The organism is Candidatus Sodalis pierantonius str. SOPE, assembly GCF_000517405.1.
Classification (GTDB): domain Bacteria; phylum Pseudomonadota; class Gammaproteobacteria; order Enterobacterales; family Enterobacteriaceae; genus Sodalis_C; species Sodalis_C pierantonii.
The window spans coordinates 807,868-825,334 of the sequence record NZ_CP006568.1 but is presented as its reverse complement, the minus strand read 5'-3'; the positions used below and the strand labels follow the sequence as shown (position 1 = coordinate 825,334).

Sequence of the window (17,467 nt, the reverse complement as noted above, 5' to 3'; positions counted from 1 at the left end):
GCTACGGCGCCGGCGCGCGGTCAACTTTCCGCTTCGTGGGTGTCGGCGACGATGCGCTGCGCCTCGGTAAAACCGAGTTTTTCGCCCATTTTAATCAATAGCACGCCGGTCGTGCGCATCCGGCCGACCGCCACGACCGTCACCAGATTTCCTTTCAGGCCATACAGCGAGACGAAGTTATCCTCATCCGGCGAGCCGATAATTTCCTGCTGATCCCATTTAGCGGCATGGCCCAAATATTCATAGCGAACGCCGTAATGCTGGGTCCAAAAAAAGGGTACGGCATCATAGGGGTGTGGCTTATCCATCATCGCACCGGCGGCGACACGTCCGTGCTGCTGCGCCACGCGCCAGTGTTCAATGCGGGTAGGATTGCCGTCCAGCGGGAACGTTACGATGTCACCGATGGCATAAATGTCTGCGGACACCTTCATCGTCCGGTCAACGGTCAGGCTGCCGTCGTCATTGAGCGGCAGATCGTGGATGAATCGAGTCGCCGGCGCCACGCCCGTCGCCAGCAGAACCAGCGTCGCATCAATACGTCGGCCGTCTTTCAGTGTCACCGCGCTGACGCTTTTTCCCCTTCAAAAGCGGCCGGATCGCCGTCGACAAAGGTGACGCCTTTCTCCTGGTGACGGCGGCGGAAAAAGCGGCCCAACTCGGTACCGAATTGTTTTTCAAACGGTAAAGGATGGGGCGAAACGACCGTGACCTCTACGGCTTGTTTACGCAGCGCCGCCGCCACCTCCATACCGATAAAGCTATTGCCGATAATGACCAGCCGGTGCTCCCGCTCGACGGTGGCAACCAGCGTCGCCGCCTGTTCCCAGCTGCGCAATACCTCCACGCCGCGTAGCGCTTTGCCAGGCAGGTCCGGCGCGGCGGCGTGGCGCCGGTGGCTAACAGTAAACGATCATAGGAAAGGGTCTTACCGTCTTCCAGACGTAAACGATGGCGCTGGTTGTCCAGTTCTTCCACATTGCCATTGATGCGCTCTATCTGTTGTTGCTGATAGTAGGATTCCGGCAGCAGGGAGGGCACGTCGTGGATATCCATATCGCCCTGCGGCACAAATTTCGATAGCGCGGTACGATCGTAGGGGGCCTGTTTTTCACGTTCAACCACCACCAGCCTGCCGGTAAAACCATTCTCACGCAGCGCTTTTATCGCCGCGCTACCGCCGGCGCCGGGGCCCAATACCACATAGGTAGGCTGTTTATCCGCCGCCTGCAAGGGAGTGGCTTCGTCAAGCGGTTGCGGGTCGATCCAGACGGCATCTTGCTCCACCTTCACCGGGAAGCGTTTCAGTGCCCGCAGTGAGGGCGGTTCCAGCAGAGAGCCCGGGCGACTTTCAGTGATGGCGAACACCGATTTATGCCACGGGCAGACCAGTTTGTCTTCGCACAGCGCCCCCTTTTCCAGCGGCGCGCCGGAGTGCGGGCAGGTGGCTTCCAGGGCATAGACCTCTTCACCGCGGCGGATTACCAGTATATCGGTCTTTCCGACGGTTATTTTGCAAGGAGTCATTTGCGACAGGGAGGATAACGGCATTATTTGCTCATAGGCCACGATAGGCTCCTTACTAATTTTATAAAACCTTACTGTTTAAAGCACTATCAGTAAGCCTAGCAGCAAATTGATAAAAGGCGCTCAGCCCCAGCCGGCGCCGGCGGCTTGGGGCAAGACGAGGTCGGTGGTAACGGCACGGCGCAAGCCAAGGCCAGCCGTAACGGCGCAGTGCGGACCAAGGCCTGCGATAATGGCGCGGCGCATGCCAAGACCGGCGATAATGGCAAAAGCCCGCCGACCGGAGGCCGGGGCAGGTTGTTATTCGCCGTGGGCATGCCCTAAAAGGTAGCCGCGCTTATCGACAGCCCCCGGCTGGCGCAGGGTCAGCGAAATCATCAACGCGATCACCAGCAGAGCCGCTATCCGTTGGAACGTCACCATAAATCCGCCGAACAGCGACGCCACAAGGGAGCCGATAATGCTACCCACGCCGAAACCCAGATAAATAATACCGTAATTCTTGGTTAGATTATTCAGTCCGAAGAAATCGCTGACCAGCGACGGGTATACCGTAATGGTCCCACCAAAACTGAACGCCACGCAGGCCAGTGAGATAAAGAACAGTGTCTCGTTAAGATGAACGAGGCTTTGTTGAATAAATCGAACTTTTAGGTGACTGGCGGCTCTGATCACTACATTCGTTTCAACATCAGGTCCCCATGGCAAAGCAAAAGTTTAAAATCACCAATTGGCCCGCATACAACAATGCGCTCAGGCAGCGGGGGGACCTGACAGTATGGCTTGATGAGTCTGCCATTGCTGCATGGACTGAGAGTACACCACCTGAACATCGTGGCCGGCCGCTTCACTACACCGATATGGCCATTACCACGGTTCTGATGATAAAGCGCGTGTTTAACCTTTCGCTCCGGGCGTTACAGGGTTTCGTTGACGCGATTTTTAAACTGATGGGGCTGTCGCTGCGCTGCCCAGATTACTCTCTGGTCAGCCGACGAGCAAAAACCGTCGACATCAGCATAAAAACGCCAACCCGCGGCGAAATCTCACACCTGGTCATCGATGGCACCGGCCTGAAAATCTTCGGCGAAGGCGAATGGAAAGTCAGGCAGCATGGGGCTGAGAGGCGCAGAGTATGGCGCAAGCTTCATCTGGCAGTAGATAGCGCGACACATGAAATTATCTGTGCCGATTTATCGCTAAGTGGTACGACAGATGCGCAGGCGCTGCCCGGGCTGATTAACCAAACCCACCGGAAAATCAGGGAAGCGTCGGCTGACAGTGCTTACGATACGCGTTACTGTCATGATGCTCTGCTGAGGAAAAAAATAAAGCCGCTTATCCCACCGCGAAGTGGTGCGCAATATTGGCCAGCTCGATACCATGAGCGTAACCATGCGGTGGCAAATCAGCATCTGAGCGGCAATAACGATACCTGGAAAAAGAAAGTAGGTTATCACCGGCGTTCACTGGCTGAAACGGCCATGTTCCGGTTTAAAACACTTCTGGGTGGTCATCTGAGTCTGCATGACTATGACGCGCAGGTAGGTGAGGCTATGGCAATGGTCAAAGCGCTTAACCGGATCACGCTGTTAGGAATGCCAAACAGCGTCCGCATCATGTAACAATCGCCCTGATAGGGAGGAAGTCGTCACAAATTTCGGATTTATTCAACAAAGCGGATGAACGAATAACAGCATGCTCATCCCCGCCATGGCGATGACCTGGGCCAGTGAGACGAACCGAAGGCGGGACATTTTATCGGACAGGACGCCCAGCACCAGGCGCCCGCTAAGATTGGCGACGGCAATAATAGTGACCGCATTGGCCGCCACCGCCGTCGATAAATGGACCAGATTCTCGCCGATATCTTTGGCAACGCCGATAACATATAACCCGCTCATACAGGCGGTAACAAACATCAGCGCCAATAACCAATATTGCGGCATACGCATGGATTCGGCCAAGGTGTAATCCCGGACCCCGGCACGCTGCCGGACTTCCTGGCGCGGCGCGTCTTTCATCATAAGAGCGCCGGCCACGACCATTATCACTGCGATACCGCCCCATAATGCAAACGTCAACGGCAGACTATAGCGGTCCAGCAGCTGGCTGTTGATGTATTTGAAGCCCAGACTGCCCAACCCATAGGCGCCAATAGCGCAGGCAGAAATCAGGCCCTTGCGTTCGGGAAACCATTTAACACAGTTAGACAACGTCAACAGATACCCGATATCGTCCGCTAGTCCGACTAAAATTCCGGCGCACAGCCAAAGCATGATAATGGAATTGGACCACCCGGTCAGGCAAAGTCCGATGCCCAGCAATACGCCGGCGCCGATCGTGACTTTGTGCACGCCAAAGCGCTCCTGAAATTTACCTGCGGTGGTCGACGCCACCGCCATCGCCATGCTCAGCAAGCCAAAAGCGAAAGCCACCTGGCTAATGGGCTGACCCAATTTCTGCGCCAGGGGACCATTAAACAAACTCCAAGTATACACCGACCCCAGAGCAAACTGGGTAATAATGGTGCCAGCCAGGGTAAACCAACGAATGAATCGGGATGATTGCGTTATCATGCTTTGCCTCGCATAAACAATTCAAAAAATGAATTTATTCCCCTAAGGGTTATTGCGGGCACTATAAGATCATTTGGCGCCAACGGGAGCAAAACGGGAATGAGTTGTCAGGAAGAGGGAATGAAATGCATTAAATAGGGTATGAATGACATTTACCGGCAGCGGCGAGCGGGTGTCATCATTAAAACCGTCTCGGTATAGGGAAAATTAAACAGCTATTATCATCCCCTGTCAATATCACTCATGCAAATAACATTTTTAACATCCTGTTTATAATAACGTGCTGCGCATTACCATCGTGCGCCCGCTAATAGGATTGGCGCGGTTCCCGGCATGACGGACGCTCACGCCGGCTATCGGGACTGCGCTTTTTACCGGTGATATTTGCCGCCCGGCGGCCTGCCTTTAGTTACCCCGCGCCAACGCGCCTGAATGAGCGGCGCGCTGCCAGGAGAAAATGCGCACATCGGCGCAATGCGCAATTTCTCGACGGCCCACTGCTGGAGCCACGCGGACAACGCCGCAGGTCTGATGTGTCCACCGGGTCATCGGCGAGTAATGTAATAAATTTAGCCGCTTCACAAGGTTAATAGGGCATCAACCAAGATTATTCTTCGTCGCCATAATATTTAGTGCAGATACGGATAATATCCCTGCCCTGCGAACGACGGTGTTTATTGGTATCGCGCAAAGAATAAATGCAACCGCAATATTCCTGTTGATAGAAACGCTCACGCTTACTGATATCAATCATTCGCGCGGAGCCGCCCTGTTTACGCCAATTATATTCCCAATAAGTGATACCGTTATAATGGCCCGCGGCACGCCTGCCGCATTCGTTAATCTGCTGCATATTTTTCCAGCGGGAAATACCGAGCGAGCTGGAAATCACGCTGAAACCATTTTCAGCGGCGAAGAGCGCGGTACGTTCAAAACGCATATCGAAGCACATGGTGCAGCGGATACCCCGCTCCGGTTCCTGTTCCATGCCTTTGGCACGGGCAAACCAATTGTCGCTGTCGTAATCGGCATCAACAAACGGCACCTTATGCTTCTGCGCGAAGCGGATATTCTCGTCCTTGTGGATCAGATATTCCCGCTGCGGGTGAATGTTGGGGTTGTAGAAGAAAATCGTGTAATCAATGCCTGAAGCGGTGATCGCTTCCATGACCTCTCCCGAGCACGGGGCGCAGCATGAATGAAGCAGCAGTTTGTCGGCGCCGTTGGGCAACGTTAAGACGGGACGGTTGAATTCGGCCATAAAAAACACTCTCTCTGGCGGCAAAATAGGCGGTCATTGGCGGCAATGGTAGCACAAAAAAGACCACAGTTTGCTCCCACTCGCGTCGGTCGGGGGGGGGGGGGGGTTAGCGTTCGCCGTGGATGCCAACTGGTAACAATTTCCCATAAACCTTTACGCGGGGGGCCTTTCCGCCTCGGCGGGATAAGGCTAAATTTAACGCTAGGCCGTCACGGCCACTTTGGCACATCATTAATGGGAACCTGACTTATGCAATCTGAAGAGCAACGTCTTATCGAAGGCCTGTTTCAACGTCTGAAGCAGGCGGAACAAAGCGCAGGCCCTCGTGATGTCGAGGCGGACCGGCAGATTCAGGGTTTTGTTCAGCAACAGCCCGCGGCTCCTTATTATATGGCACAATCCATCTTGATTCAGGAAGCCGCGCTGAACCGGCTGGGTCAGCAAGTGCAGCAACTGCAAAATGAAGTGGCGCAATTGAAGGCGGCGGCACAGCAGCGCCCCGCCAGCGGCGGCTTTCTCAGTGGACTGTTCGGCGCGGGCCGCCAGCAACCGGGGGCAGCGACCTGGGGCAGTCAACCGCCTCAGCAGCCGGGGGCATCCGCTTGGGGCTCCTCTTCCCAGCAGCAGCAGCAGCAGCAGCAGCAGCAGCAGCAGGCAGGCTACAGCGGCTATACGCAGCCGTACAATGCTCCGCACGGCGGGGGTTTTCTGTCCGGCGCGCTACAAACGGCCCGGGCGTCGCCGGCGGGGTGGTGCTGGGGAATATGCTCACCAACATGTTCCATCATTCCGCACCGCAAGAGATTGTTAACATCATCAATGATCCCGCCGCATCGCTTTCCGGCGCTAGCGACCCGTTACTCAATCAAGACTTTAATGCCGATAATCTCGATACGTTCAATAACGTCTCCGACAGCCATTTTTTTGATCAAACGGATGACGGCAGCAATACAGATTATAACGATTTCGGTGCTGACGATTTTAGCAATGACGATGATGACTTTATCTGATTGTTGAGGTTAACGGATAGACCTTTTGTCGAGGTGAAGGGACAGATTGATTGCCATAATCAACGGACCGGCTGATTGCCGAAAGTGACGGACAGGCGGTCTTAATGCGAGGGTGCCGGGCCGTGTCTATTATCGTCACGGTCCGGCGAGCTGGCTCTTTGCAGGAAAGGCGAGCCCGTACCGGATTCTGTGTAAATGCCTTTTCTCAGAAGTGACCGTCCAGGCGGTCACCGAACTCGATAATAAAGCGGCTCATTGCCATGCGCCAGTCCCTCAAAGGCATTGTCCATTTCTGTGAGGCCGCCTGTATCGCCAGCCACACCACCTTTTTCACTGCGTCGTCGGTCGGGAACACCTTGCGCTTTTTGATGGCATGCCGGATCACGCTGTTTAACAACTCGATGGCGTTGGTCGTGTAGATCACCTTGCGGATGTTCGTTGGGTAGGCAAAGAACGTGGCCAGATTGGCCCAGTTTGCCTGCCAGCTTCGACTTATTTGCGGGTAGCGGATGTCCCAGGCACTGGAGAACGCTTCCAGCGCCTGCAAGCCGGCTTCTTCCGAGGGGCCTGATAGATAGCTTTCAGGTCGCGGGTGACGGCCTTGTAGTCCTTCCAGGAGACGAACCGCAGGCTGTTGCGCACCATATGCACGATACACAGCTGGAACCGCGCCTCCGGATACACCGCGTTAATAGCGTCAGGGAAACCTTTCAGCTCGTCTACGCAGGCGATAAGGATATCGTTCAGGCCGCGGTTTTTCAGCTCTGTCAGCACGTTCAGCCAGAACTTTGCGCCTTCATTTTCGGCCAGCCACATACCTAGAAACTCTTTCTGGCCTTCGATGTTGATGCCCAGCGCCAGGAACACAGATTTGTTGATGATGCGGCTGTCCTGCCGGACTTTTAGAACGATACAGTCAAGATAAACAATGGGATAGACTGCATCCAGAGGCCGGTTTTGCCATTCGACAACCTGCTCCATGACCGCATCGGTGACCTTTGAGACCAGCGCCGGCGAGACATCGGCGTCATACAGCTCTTTGAACGCGGCGGCGATCTCGCGGGTGGTCATCCCTTTAGCGTACAACGATAAAATCTGGTTATCCATCCCGGTAATCCGGGTCTGGTTCTTCTTCACCAGTTGCGGTTCAAAGGAACCGTCACGATCGCGCGGAGTACGCAGCGCCAGCGGGCCATCGCCAGTGGTAACGGTTTTTGTGGAATAGCCGTTGCGGGCGTTGGTCCCCGGTTTAGGCTGATTTTTATCGTAGCCGAGGTGATGGGTCATTTCGGCATTGAGAGCTGCTTCGACGCTGATTTTTTTCAGCAGCCGATCGAAGTGATTGAGATCTTCAGGGGTTTTGAGATTTTTGGCCAGTTCGTTAGCCAGAGCCTGCAACTGTTTTTCGTCCATAAATTAACCTGTTTTTGATGTTGGATTGAACATATCAAAATCAGGCAAATACACAAATTTCTAAACAGGCTCGCCTTCGCCTTGTCTTTCGGTTTTCTCGGGCGTGCCGGTAGCACCACTGTCTCATAGTGATTTGCCAGCGCCTGGTAGCTCTGGTTTATAACCGGCTCATAGCGGTCAGAGGTGCTGACAGCACTGCGCAGATTATCAGGTATCATCAGCTCCGGAACCCCACCCATGAAGTGCAGGCAGCGGCTATTGGCGTTGAGCCACGATGCCATGTCCTGGCCTTCGCAGGCTTCGATATACGCATAGCCTGACACGCCCATGGCAGCGACGAAGATAGCGGCCTGGCGTACGCTACCGGTCGCAGGGTTGACGATAGGTACGGTGGGGCCACAGAAGTCGATGAAGAGCTTTTCGCCAGCCTTGTGCTCCATGCGCATGGAACGCCGCTGCTTCTTTTTCCAGTCACGGAACAGTGCACAAAACTGTGAGTAACCGAGGACATCACCGCCCACGGCGGACTGATATTCCATCCAGAGCAGCTGCTTGGTCATGCCCTTGCGGCTTAACTCAGTATCGATATCAAGCCAGCTGGGTAATGTATTGATAACTTTTCCGGATTTGCCGGGATAGAGCAGGCGGTCGAGGTCGACGGGGGACAGTTCCGCCGGGAATGGCCAGACCAGGTTAGCTACCGTGAATCGGACGAGGATATCGTGCACGGTAGTACAGCCTATGCCGAGCGCTGCTGCGATAGTGCGATTCGAGCGACGCTGCTCGAATTTCATACGTAAGACATTAATATAGATGCACATTTCCGTTCTCGCTTTCTTCTTTTTACGTGCCATGCCCCCGGAAGCTAAAAGTCTCCAGAGTATGGCGGAACAGAAGATGAGCGATCGGACAGAATCGGAATCGCTGATCGGGTGACCGGAATTAGTGATCGGATGAAATCAGAATTAGTGATCGGGTGAAATCGGAATCAGTGATCGGATATGACCGGAACCAGCATGCCCGGCACCCGAGGCGATTTTGTTTGCTGTAAAACCATAGATAGCTTGAGCGGTGGACGTCTTTCCTGTCTGACGACGGGATCTGTTTCATCTCAGCCTGACGGGTTTTATCAACGACGGCGCACAACATTTTTGCCACATGGAAGTGATCGAAAGCGATTTTATCGACGGCATTGGGGAGATGGATGCGGGCTGCACTGATATAGGCCATGTTCATGTCCATAGACAGCGTTTTTATCTCATCAAGCTGGTGATCTCTCAGGCTGCGCAGATAACTGGCAAGGCTTTCTACACCGCGGTTGTCGGTCAGTTGCAAAGCGTGTCCCTGCCTGTCAGAGATAACGGTGACGTACTGGTGTCCTTTTTTGAACCCGACTTCATCCACGCAGAGGTGACGGGCGGATAAGGGTTGTTTTATCCGGGCCAAGCCTCGTTTGACTGCGCGCATCATGATGCGGTCAACGGCATTCCAACTGAGTTTGAGCTGCTTTCTGACAGCATCCACGGTGCTGACTTTCAGCCATGAAAGAACAAAGGCTTCGAACAACAAGGTGTAGCGGCTGCCTGACCCTGCCCAGGGAACAGGCAGTGTCTGGCAACCGTGCTAGGGGCAGTCAACGCGGGGGACATCAGCCTCAACCAGCGTGGTGAACTGACAGGTATCGAGGTGACGCCATTTACGACGCCGGTGATCATGTATGGAGCAGGATTTACCGCAGGTTGGGCAGGCCAGTTGTGTGTACTCGGCAATGCCGACAATTACCGTCACTGATCCAGATTTTTCATCAAGAGAAAGGGATTGTACCTGCCACGGTGCGGACAGGTTAAGGATATGGGCATAGAGGGACTTTTCGTCCATGGCAGACTCCTCAAAAATCAAGACTGCCATCATAATGCCCTTAGCCACCACAACAGGGGAAGACCCATACTTGTACAGGTTAAGGGGGCAGGATGCGTAAAATCATACATGTCGATATGGACTGCTTTTTTGCCGCGGTCGAAATGCGCGATAATCCGCACCTGCGCGACATCCCGCTGGCGATCGGCGGCAGCGCCGATCGCCGCGGCGTCATCAGTACCGCCAATTATCCGGCGCGGCGCTATGGCGTGCATAGCGCTATGTCCACCGCCATGGCGCTAAAACTCTGCCCCCATCTGACGGTGATCCCCGGCCGCATGGCGGTGTATAAAGAGGCTTCGGATCATATCCGCTCCATTTTCGCCCGCTATACCTCGCTCATCGAGCCGCTGTCGCTGGATGAGGCGTTTATGGACGTTACCGACAGCGATTGCTGCGATGGTTCCGCCACCCTGATGGCGCGCGCTATCCGTCAGGAGATTGCCGATGAGCTGCGGCTAACGGCCTCGGCGGGCGTGGCGCCGGTTAAGTTTTTAGCGAAAATCGCCTCCGATCTCAATAAACCCAACGGCCAATATGTCATTACCCCTGCCGCCATGCCGGCGTTCTTGCTGCAACTGCCGTTGGCGAAGATCCCGGGCGTCGGCAAGGTGACCGCCAAAAAACTCGGCGAGATGGGGCTTGTCACCTGCGCCGACGTGCAGCAATTTGATTTGGCGACGCTACTGCGCCAATTTGGCAAATTCGGCCGGGTAATTTGGGAACGCTCGCACGGCATTGATGAACGGCAAGTGTCCGCCGACCGGCTGCGCAAGTCGGTCGGCGTCGAACGCACCCTGGCGCAAGATATCACCCGCTGGGAAGCGTGCGAGGATATTATCGACCACCTCTACCCCGAGCTGGAGCGGCGCCTCGCCCGGGTGCGTCCCGATCTACAGATTGCCCGTCAAGGTATTAAACTTAAGTTCGCCGATTTTCAGCAGACGACGCAAGAGCATGTCTGGCCGCGGCTTAATAAAACGGATCTGATAGCCATCGCGCGTCAGGCCTGGGAACAGCGCCGCGGTGATCGCGGCGTTCGGCTGGTGGGGTTACATGTCATGTTAATGGATCCGCAGCTGGAACGTCAATTGCTGCTGAATTGGGAAGAGGAGCGGAACCCCCCTCCCTTTAGGCCAGTAGCGGCCACTGGCCACACGCCTCAGGCGCGGGCGGTGAAAACGTCACCCTCTGACCCATAAGTGGGTCGCTCTGGGCGTCGGGGCCGGCGGGTTGATAGGCTACGTAAAAGATAGTGTCCGGCGCCGGCTACCAGGCCAGCGCCGGGCTGGTTCATGCCTTGATGGGAATCGCTTTTAGCAGCGCGGTCAGCAGCGTCCAGTATTGGCCAACGCTCGCGATATGCACTTGTTCATCCGGCGAATGCGGACCGGTAATGGTCGGCCCGATGGAAACCATATCCATATCGGGGTAGGGTTTTTTGAACAGCCCGCATTCCAGACCCGCATGGATGACCTGAATATTGGGCGTTTTGTTAAACAGCTGCCGATAGGTATCGCGCACCACATGCATCACCGGCGAGTTGGCGTCCGGTTTCCATCCGGGATAGCTCCCCTTGGCAACCGTGGTGGCGCCGGCCAGCCGTCCCAGCGCATGCAGCATCCCTTCCACTTGCAGCTTGCCGCTGTCGATAAGCGAGCGGATCAGACAGCGGATTTCGGCTTTGTCAGCATCCATCGACACTACGCCGACGTTTAGCGAGGTTTCAACGACGCCTTTCACGTCATCGCTCATCCGAATAACGCCGTTCGGCATCGCATGGAGCAACGCGATAAGCCGGTCGCCGCAGGCTTTGGTCAGCGCCTGCCCGTCGTGCTGGCTGTCGCTGACGTCCAGCACCGTTTTTTTCTCGACTGCCGCCAATTCGCTCTCAATCATCGCCAGATAGGCACGCGCCTGGGCGCGCAGGGTGTCGACATCCTCGCGCGGCAGCGCCAGGATAGCAAACGCTTCGCGCGGAATGGCGTTGCGCAGCGTTCCGCCGTTAATATCCAGCAGACGAATGTCCAGCGTAGCGCAAAAATCCGCCAGGAAGCGGGCCAGCAGCTTATTGGCGTTGCCAAGCCCCAGATGGATATCGCCGCCGGAGTGGCCGCCTCTTAAACCCGTCAAGGCCACCCGCACCTTGTGATATCCGGCCGGCACCGTTTCGCGGCTGAGCGGCAGCTGGGTTTTGAAGTCAACGCCGCCGGCGCAGCCCATATAGATTTCGCCTTCCTCTTCGGAGTCGGTATTGATGAGGATCTCGCTCTGCAGCCAACCGGGCTGCAGGCCGAAAGCGCCTTCCATCCCGGTTTCTTCGGTCATGGTCAGCAGCACTTCCAGCGGACCATGTTCTACGCTGTCGTCGGCCAGCACCGCCAGGGCCGACGCCATGCCGATACCGTTATCGGCGCCGAGCGTCGTGCCGCGCGCCTTGACCCATTCGCCGTCTATCCAAGGCTGGATGGGATCTTGGGTAAAATTATGAGTGGTATCGCTGTTTTTCTGCGGCACCATGTCCAGGTGCGCCTGCATCGCCACCGGACGGCGATTTTCATAACCCGGCGTTGCCGGCTTGCGAATCAGGATATTGCCAACCTGGTCGCGTTCGGCGAACAGACCCTTTCCCTGCGCCCACTGTAGGATATGCGTGGCCAGCGCTTCCTCATGGTAGGACGGGTGTGGGATTGCGCAAATGTTGGCGAAGATATCCCACAGCGGCTGGGGCGTAAGTTGAGACAATTCAGACACGATAAAAAACTCCTGTGATATCGTAAAAACCGCGCTGGCGGCGGCGAGCGGCCAGCAGCGGAGCAACCCGAGTCAACCCAGAATACCACTTTACTTTACCAGAGGGTGAAACTGAGGTTAAAAAGGGGGAGATACTGGTATTTAGACGGCTGCGTCTCTATAATCCCGCGCAACCTTTTTTTCCCCTGAGACTTTTTAAGCCGACCCAAGCCGGCTGGGACTGAATTTATGAGCGAAAAATACGTCGTTACCTGGGACATGTTGCAAATCCATGCGCGTACCATGGCCAAACGCCTGCTGCCCGCTGAACAATGGAATGGGATTATTGCGGTCAGCCGTGGCGGTCTGGTGCCGGGCGCATTGCTGGCCCGCGAGCTGGGCATCCGCCATGTGGATACCGTGTGCATCTCCAGCTATGATCACGACAACCAGCGCGATTTGAACGTGTTAAAACGCGCGGAAGGGGACGGCGAAGGGTGTATCGTGGTTGACGATCTGGTGGACACCGGCGGGACCGCCAAAGCGATTCGCGAGATGTACCCCAAGGCGCATTTTGTCACCATTTTCGCCAAACCAGCCGGCCGACCGCTGGTGGATGATTACATCATCGATATTCCGCAGAACACTTGGATTGAGCAGCCTTGGGATATGGGCGTGGTGTTTGTGTCGCCGCTGGCGGGCAAATAGTCCTTCTGCCGCCAGGGACATGCACACGATAGTCCTTCTGCCCGCCAGGTGGGGGGGGGGGGCGCAGTTGCGCAAAGCGTTCGCCTGTTACCGGTGGCGGCTAACGAGTGTATAGGCCGCTTCAGGCCGTTAAACCCGCGGCGGGCCTACGGTGCGACGGCCGCTTAATGCGTTAGCGCAATCATCGCTTGGAACTCCGGGTTCATTGTTGCCACGGTATTCCCTTGTGCGGCGACAAACACCGTTTTCCTGACGCCCGGCATCGCCGGGCGTTTGTTTGAATGGTTAACCTTGCAGGCATCGTTCCGGTATTCCAGAACCCGTCTTTGGAGACGATGCTCAATGGTAGCAGAAAACAATCTGAGCGAAACCCTATTCAAACCCTCGGTCAAACACCGCGAAACCTCCACGCTGGTGGCTCGGGTCCATCACGGCGGGCAAAAAAGCATATTGTCGGCGCTGGACGGCGCTAATCCCGGCAACTGGTACCGGTTAATCAACCGCCTGATGTGGATTTGGCGCGGCATCAACCCGTGGGAATATAGAAGAAGTGCTGGCGCGTATCGCCGCCAGTCGCGCGCCCCACACCGACGACCGGCTGCTGGATACCGTGTTCGGCTACCGCGGCGGCAACTGGATCTACGAATGGTCGCACCAGGGCATGGCCTGGCAGCAGCGTGCTATGGAGAACGTCGACGGCGCTACTGCGGCGCGCGACTGGCTACAGGCGGCCCGCTTTTACAGCATCGCCAGCTATCCGCATTTGAAAGGGGATATGCTGGCGGAACAGGCGCAGACGCTGGCCAACCACGCCTGGGAAGAAGCGGCCAAGCACCTGCCGCATGAAATCAAGCAGCTGGATTTCCCGGTCAGCGGCGGCGGCAATGTTACCGGTTTCTTGCATCTGCCGCCGACGGGGCGAGCGCCTTATCCAACTGTGTTGATGTGCGGCAGTCTGGATATGCTGCAAAACGATACCTATCGGCTGTTTCACGACTACTTCGCCCCCGCCGGTCTGGCGATGTTGACTATCGATATGCCCTCGATCGGCTTCTCCGCCAAATGGAAACTCAGTCAGGACACCAGTTTTCTCCATCAGCAGGTATTGCGTGGCCTGGCAGCCGTTCACTGGGTTGACTCGCGCCGCGTTAGCGCTTTCGGCTTCCGCTTTGGCGCCAATATCGCGGTAAGACTCGCCTACCTTGGACCGCAGCGGCTCAGGGGCGTCGCCTGCCTCGGTCCGGTGGTGCATGCGTTACTGACCGACGGCGAACGCCAGGCTAGGGCGCCGAACATGTATCTCGATGTGCTGGCGAGCCGCATCGGCATGGCGGGGGTCGCTGATGGCGCGTTGAAAACCGAGCTTAATAGTTACTCCCTTAAAGTGCAGGGCCTGCTCGGCCGCAGTTGTCCCACGCCGATTCTGGCGGGCTGCTGGCCCGACGACCCCTTTAGCCCGCCGGCCGAGGCGCAGCTGATTGTCTCCTCTTCGCGGGCGGGAAAGCTGTTGCCGATTAAGGAATCGCCGCTGTACCGCAATTTCCATCTGTCGCTCGCGGAGATCAGCCGCTGGCTGAAAACAATTTGAAACATTAATATAGCACTATCGTTTGTTTGCTCTTTAAGGTGAACAATAAGCAAAGTGAGGTTATAGCATGGCGTTAGTGAGTGGACATCCCCGGGGCAAAGTGTTGAAAGGCTTTACCGCCCTCGGCCCGTATATCCGTGAAGGTCAGTGCAGCGACAACCATTTTTTCTTCGACTGTCTCGCCGTTTGCATCAACATGCAGCCTGCGCCTGAGAAACGTGAGTTTTGGGGCTGGTGGATCAATTTGGAAGCGGAAGCGAAGCGTTATACTTATACGTACCATCTGGGTAAATTTGACAAAGAAGGCAAGTGGACCGAGAGCGAATTCAGCGACCAGGAAGTCATCGATAAATTGGAGAGTTCACTGCGCGCCTTTCATACCCGACTGCGCGCCTATATCGCAACGATGAATATGAAGCTGGAGCCTGCCGACGCGTTTAAAGAACAGCCATTCAGCCTAACCGCCTGATTTTCCGCTCCTGCTTTCTCATTCGTTTCGCGCTATGCTGGCTGGCATAGCGCTTGAACCCCCTCGGCGGCAGGCAACCATTAAGTCAATCAACATCCTTAACGGCAGATATCGTTATGAACAGCAGCCAGACCCTGGTGGTAAAATTAGGCACCAGTGTCCTCACCGGCGGTTCGCGCCGGCTTAATCGCGCACATTGTCGAACTGGTGCGCCAATGGTGCTCGAGCCTGTTTAGAAATTTGTGTATTTGCCTGATTTTGATATGTTCAATCCAACATCAAAAACAGGTTAATTTATGGACGAAAAACAGTTGCAGGCTCTGGCTAACGAACTAGCCAAAAATCTCAAAACCCCTGAAGATCTCAGTCACTTCGATCGGCTGCTGAAAAAAATCAGCGTCGAAGCAGCTCTCAATGCCGAAATGACCCATCACCTCGGCTACGATAAAAATCAGCCTAAACCGGGGACCAACGCCCGCAACGGCTATTCCACAAAAACCGTTACCACTGGCGATGGCCCGCTGGCGCTGCGTACTCCGCGCGATCGTGACGGTTCCTTTGAACCGCAACTGGTGAAGAAGAACCAGACCCGGATTACCGGGATGGATAATCAGATTTTATCGTTGTACGCCAAAGGGATGACCACCCGCGAGATCGCCGCCGCGTTCAAAGAGCTGTATGACGCCGATGTCTCGCCGGCGCTGGTCTCAAAGGTCACCGATGCGGTCATGGAGCAGGTTGTTGAATGGCAAAACCGGCCTCTGGATGCAGTCTATCCCATTGTTTATCTTGACTGTATCGTTCTAAAAGTCCGGCAGGACAGCCGCATCATCAACAAATCTGTGTTCCTGGCGCTGGGCATCAACATCGAAGGCCAGAAAGAGTTGCTAGGTATGTGGCTGGCCGAAAATGAAGGCGCAAAGTTCTGGCTGAACGTGCTGACAGAGCTGAAAAACCGCGGCCTGAACGATATCCTTATCGCCTGCGTAGACGGGCTGAAAGGTTTCCCTGACGCTATTAACGCGGTGTATCCGGAGGCGCGGCTCCAGCTGTGTATCGTGCATATGGTGCGCAACAGCCTGCGGTTCGTCTCCTGGAAGGACTACAAGGCCGTCACCCGCGACCTGAAAGCTATCTATCAGGCCCCTACGGAAGAAGCCGGCTTGCAGGCGCTGGAAGCGTTCTCCAGTGCCTGGGACATCCGCTACCCGCAAATAAGTCGAAGCTGGCAGGCAAACTGGGCCAATCTGGCCACGTTCTTTGCCTACCCAACGGACATCCGCAAGGTGATCTACACGACCAACGCCATCGAGTCGTTAAACAGCGTGATCCGGCATGCTATCAAAAAGCGCAAAGTGTTCCCGACCGACGACGCAGTGAAAAAGGTGGTGTGGCTGGCGATACAGGCGGCCTCACAGAAATGGACAATGCCTTTGAGGGACTGGCGCATGGCAATGAGCCGCTTTATTATCGAGTTCGGTGACCGCCTGGACGGTCACTTCTGAGAAAAGGCATTTACACAGAATCGTGTACAGGGTCGTTTTTTCTTGTTTGATATAAAGGCGTCCGTCTTTAAAATTCTCCCAGCGTAGCGCCTGTATGTCGCCCAGTCGTTGACCTGTAACCAAAGCGAGGTCAAAATAGGGGGCAATCCATGCAGGCAGATATGTGTCTGCGGCGTCACGGATAACATCATATTCCTCTAGTGTTATACGCTCACGCCGTATTGTTACCCGCTGATTGCGAGTCGCTTCTGCTGGATTTTGTGTGATAATTCCTTCAGCGATTGCTTCACGAAATAAATCGATGGCAGCCATTCTTAGTTTATTAGCCATCGTCGCTTTCCCTGCTTGCCCCCACTGTTCAAGAAAAACGGCGATATCTTTGGTTTCTACTTGTTGAATTGGATATTCTCCCAGATATCCTTTGATTGTTCCTAGATATCCCTTGTATTCTGTCATTGTTTTTGGTTTAATGTTTCTTCTTTCTAGTATTATTAGATAGCGTGATATCAATTCACTGAGGGTTACTCGAGATGTGCCGTTAATACGGTCAAGCAAGCTTGCTTTTCTCGCCAATCCATAAATTACCATATTGGTAGAGATAGCTTCTGTTATTGCCTCTCGTTTATCTCGCCCAATGCCATACTCTTTCCCTGTGCGCGGATCTCGGTAGCAAAAATAGCCACCATTTCGGAGTTGCAAGTTTGGCGGCAAATCGCGGTTCTTATAGCTTCTCCGGCGGCGTGCCATTTTTTATTCT

General features: G+C 55.1%; 9 protein-coding genes and 10 pseudogenes. 7 read left to right on the top strand and 12 right to left on the bottom strand.

Annotated elements, in window-relative coordinates:
- Positions 1–20: 20 nt before the first annotated feature.
- The 4 genes and pseudogenes from SOPEG_RS30170 to SOPEG_RS04310 all read right to left on the bottom strand — a co-directional run.
- Positions 21–563, bottom strand: a complete 543-nt coding sequence (locus SOPEG_RS30170; RefSeq protein ID WP_051419463.1) for an FAD-dependent oxidoreductase — start codon at positions 561–563, stop codon at positions 21–23.
- Positions 560–1,203: pseudogene (locus SOPEG_RS30165) on the bottom strand (FAD-dependent oxidoreductase). The gene SOPEG_RS30170 and the pseudogene SOPEG_RS30165 overlap by 4 nt, the downstream one beginning before the upstream one ends.
- Before the next feature lie 120 nt (positions 1,204–1,323).
- Positions 1,324–1,527, bottom strand: a pseudogene (locus SOPEG_RS30160) (Rieske 2Fe-2S domain-containing protein); the annotation flags it as partial.
- 300 nt (positions 1,528–1,827) lie between these two features.
- Positions 1,828–2,148: pseudogene (locus SOPEG_RS04310) on the bottom strand (oxalate/formate antiport family MFS transporter); the annotation flags it as partial.
- An 80-nt stretch (positions 2,149–2,228) separates the two neighbouring features.
- Between SOPEG_RS04310 and SOPEG_RS04305 the strand changes: the two are divergent.
- Entirely contained in the window at positions 2,229–3,152 is a 924-nt protein-coding gene (locus SOPEG_RS04305; protein WP_025244427.1) for an IS5-like element ISSoEn1 family transposase, read from the top strand.
- Between the two features lie 60 nt (positions 3,153–3,212).
- Here SOPEG_RS04305 and SOPEG_RS04300 read toward each other — a convergent pair.
- Both SOPEG_RS04300 and SOPEG_RS04295 read right to left on the bottom strand, forming a co-directional pair.
- Positions 3,213–4,106 (bottom strand): annotated as a pseudogene (locus tag SOPEG_RS04300) (MFS transporter); the annotation flags it as partial.
- 607 nt (positions 4,107–4,713) lie between these two features.
- A complete protein-coding gene (locus SOPEG_RS04295) occupies positions 4,714–5,367 on the bottom strand; it encodes an epoxyqueuosine reductase QueH (RefSeq protein ID WP_025244425.1) in 654 nt (217 codons plus the stop codon).
- Positions 5,368–5,616: 249 nt separating this feature from the next.
- Here SOPEG_RS04295 and SOPEG_RS04290 point away from each other — a divergent pair.
- A pseudogene (locus tag SOPEG_RS04290) lies at positions 5,617–6,377 on the top strand (DUF2076 domain-containing protein).
- Between the two features lie 205 nt (positions 6,378–6,582).
- Here the strand turns inward: SOPEG_RS04290 and SOPEG_RS04280 are convergent.
- From SOPEG_RS04280 to SOPEG_RS04270, 3 pseudogenes are all read right to left on the bottom strand, one after another.
- Positions 6,583–7,790 (bottom strand): annotated as a pseudogene (locus SOPEG_RS04280) (IS256 family transposase).
- A gap of 71 nt (positions 7,791–7,861) precedes the next feature.
- Positions 7,862–8,644: pseudogene (gene istA, locus SOPEG_RS04275) on the bottom strand (IS21 family transposase); the annotation flags it as partial.
- Positions 8,645–8,834: 190 nt separating this feature from the next.
- Positions 8,835–9,668, bottom strand: a pseudogene (locus SOPEG_RS04270) (ISL3 family transposase); the annotation flags it as partial.
- Positions 9,669–9,760: 92 nt separating this feature from the next.
- On the opposite strand from SOPEG_RS04270, the pseudogene dinB reads away from it, so the two are divergent.
- Positions 9,761–10,807, top strand: a pseudogene (gene dinB / locus SOPEG_RS04265) (DNA polymerase IV); the annotation flags it as partial.
- Between the two features lie 193 nt (positions 10,808–11,000).
- Here dinB and pepD read toward each other — a convergent pair.
- Positions 11,001–12,461: a beta-Ala-His dipeptidase gene (gene pepD / locus SOPEG_RS04260; protein ID WP_025244420.1), complete on the bottom strand. Its 1,461-nt coding sequence runs from the start codon at positions 12,459–12,461 to the stop codon at positions 11,001–11,003.
- A 228-nt stretch (positions 12,462–12,689) separates the two neighbouring features.
- Here pepD and gpt point away from each other — a divergent pair, with 228 nt between their 5' ends.
- A complete protein-coding gene (gpt, locus tag SOPEG_RS04255; protein WP_025244419.1) occupies positions 12,690–13,148 on the top strand; it encodes a xanthine phosphoribosyltransferase in 459 nt (152 codons plus the stop codon).
- Between the two features lie 164 nt (positions 13,149–13,312).
- Here gpt and SOPEG_RS28485 read toward each other — a convergent pair whose 3' ends face one another.
- Positions 13,313–13,540: a hypothetical protein gene (locus tag SOPEG_RS28485; RefSeq protein WP_162149696.1), complete on the bottom strand. Its 228-nt coding sequence runs from the start codon at positions 13,538–13,540 to the stop codon at positions 13,313–13,315.
- On the opposite strand from SOPEG_RS28485, the pseudogene frsA reads away from it, so the two are divergent.
- The 3 genes and pseudogenes from frsA to SOPEG_RS04240 all read left to right on the top strand — a co-directional run bounded on the left by frsA (position 13,491) and on the right by SOPEG_RS04240 (position 16,710).
- Positions 13,491–14,736 (top strand): annotated as a pseudogene (gene frsA, locus SOPEG_RS04250) (esterase FrsA). The gene SOPEG_RS28485 and the pseudogene frsA sit on opposite strands and share 50 nt — an antisense overlap.
- A gap of 67 nt (positions 14,737–14,803) precedes the next feature.
- Complete coding sequence (gene crl, locus SOPEG_RS04245; protein ID WP_025244418.1) at positions 14,804–15,205, top strand: sigma factor-binding protein Crl; 402 nt, start codon at positions 14,804–14,806, stop codon at positions 15,203–15,205.
- A 296-nt stretch (positions 15,206–15,501) separates the two neighbouring features.
- A complete protein-coding gene (locus SOPEG_RS04240; protein ID WP_025244030.1) occupies positions 15,502–16,710 on the top strand; it encodes an IS256-like element ISSoEn2 family transposase in 1,209 nt (402 codons plus the stop codon).
- Here SOPEG_RS04240 and SOPEG_RS24065 read toward each other — a convergent pair.
- Positions 16,618–17,457, bottom strand: a complete 840-nt coding sequence (locus SOPEG_RS24065; protein WP_071882127.1) for a phage integrase Arm DNA-binding domain-containing protein — start codon at positions 17,455–17,457, stop codon at positions 16,618–16,620. The genes SOPEG_RS04240 and SOPEG_RS24065 overlap by 93 nt on opposite strands.
- Positions 17,458–17,467: the final 10 nt, after the last annotated feature.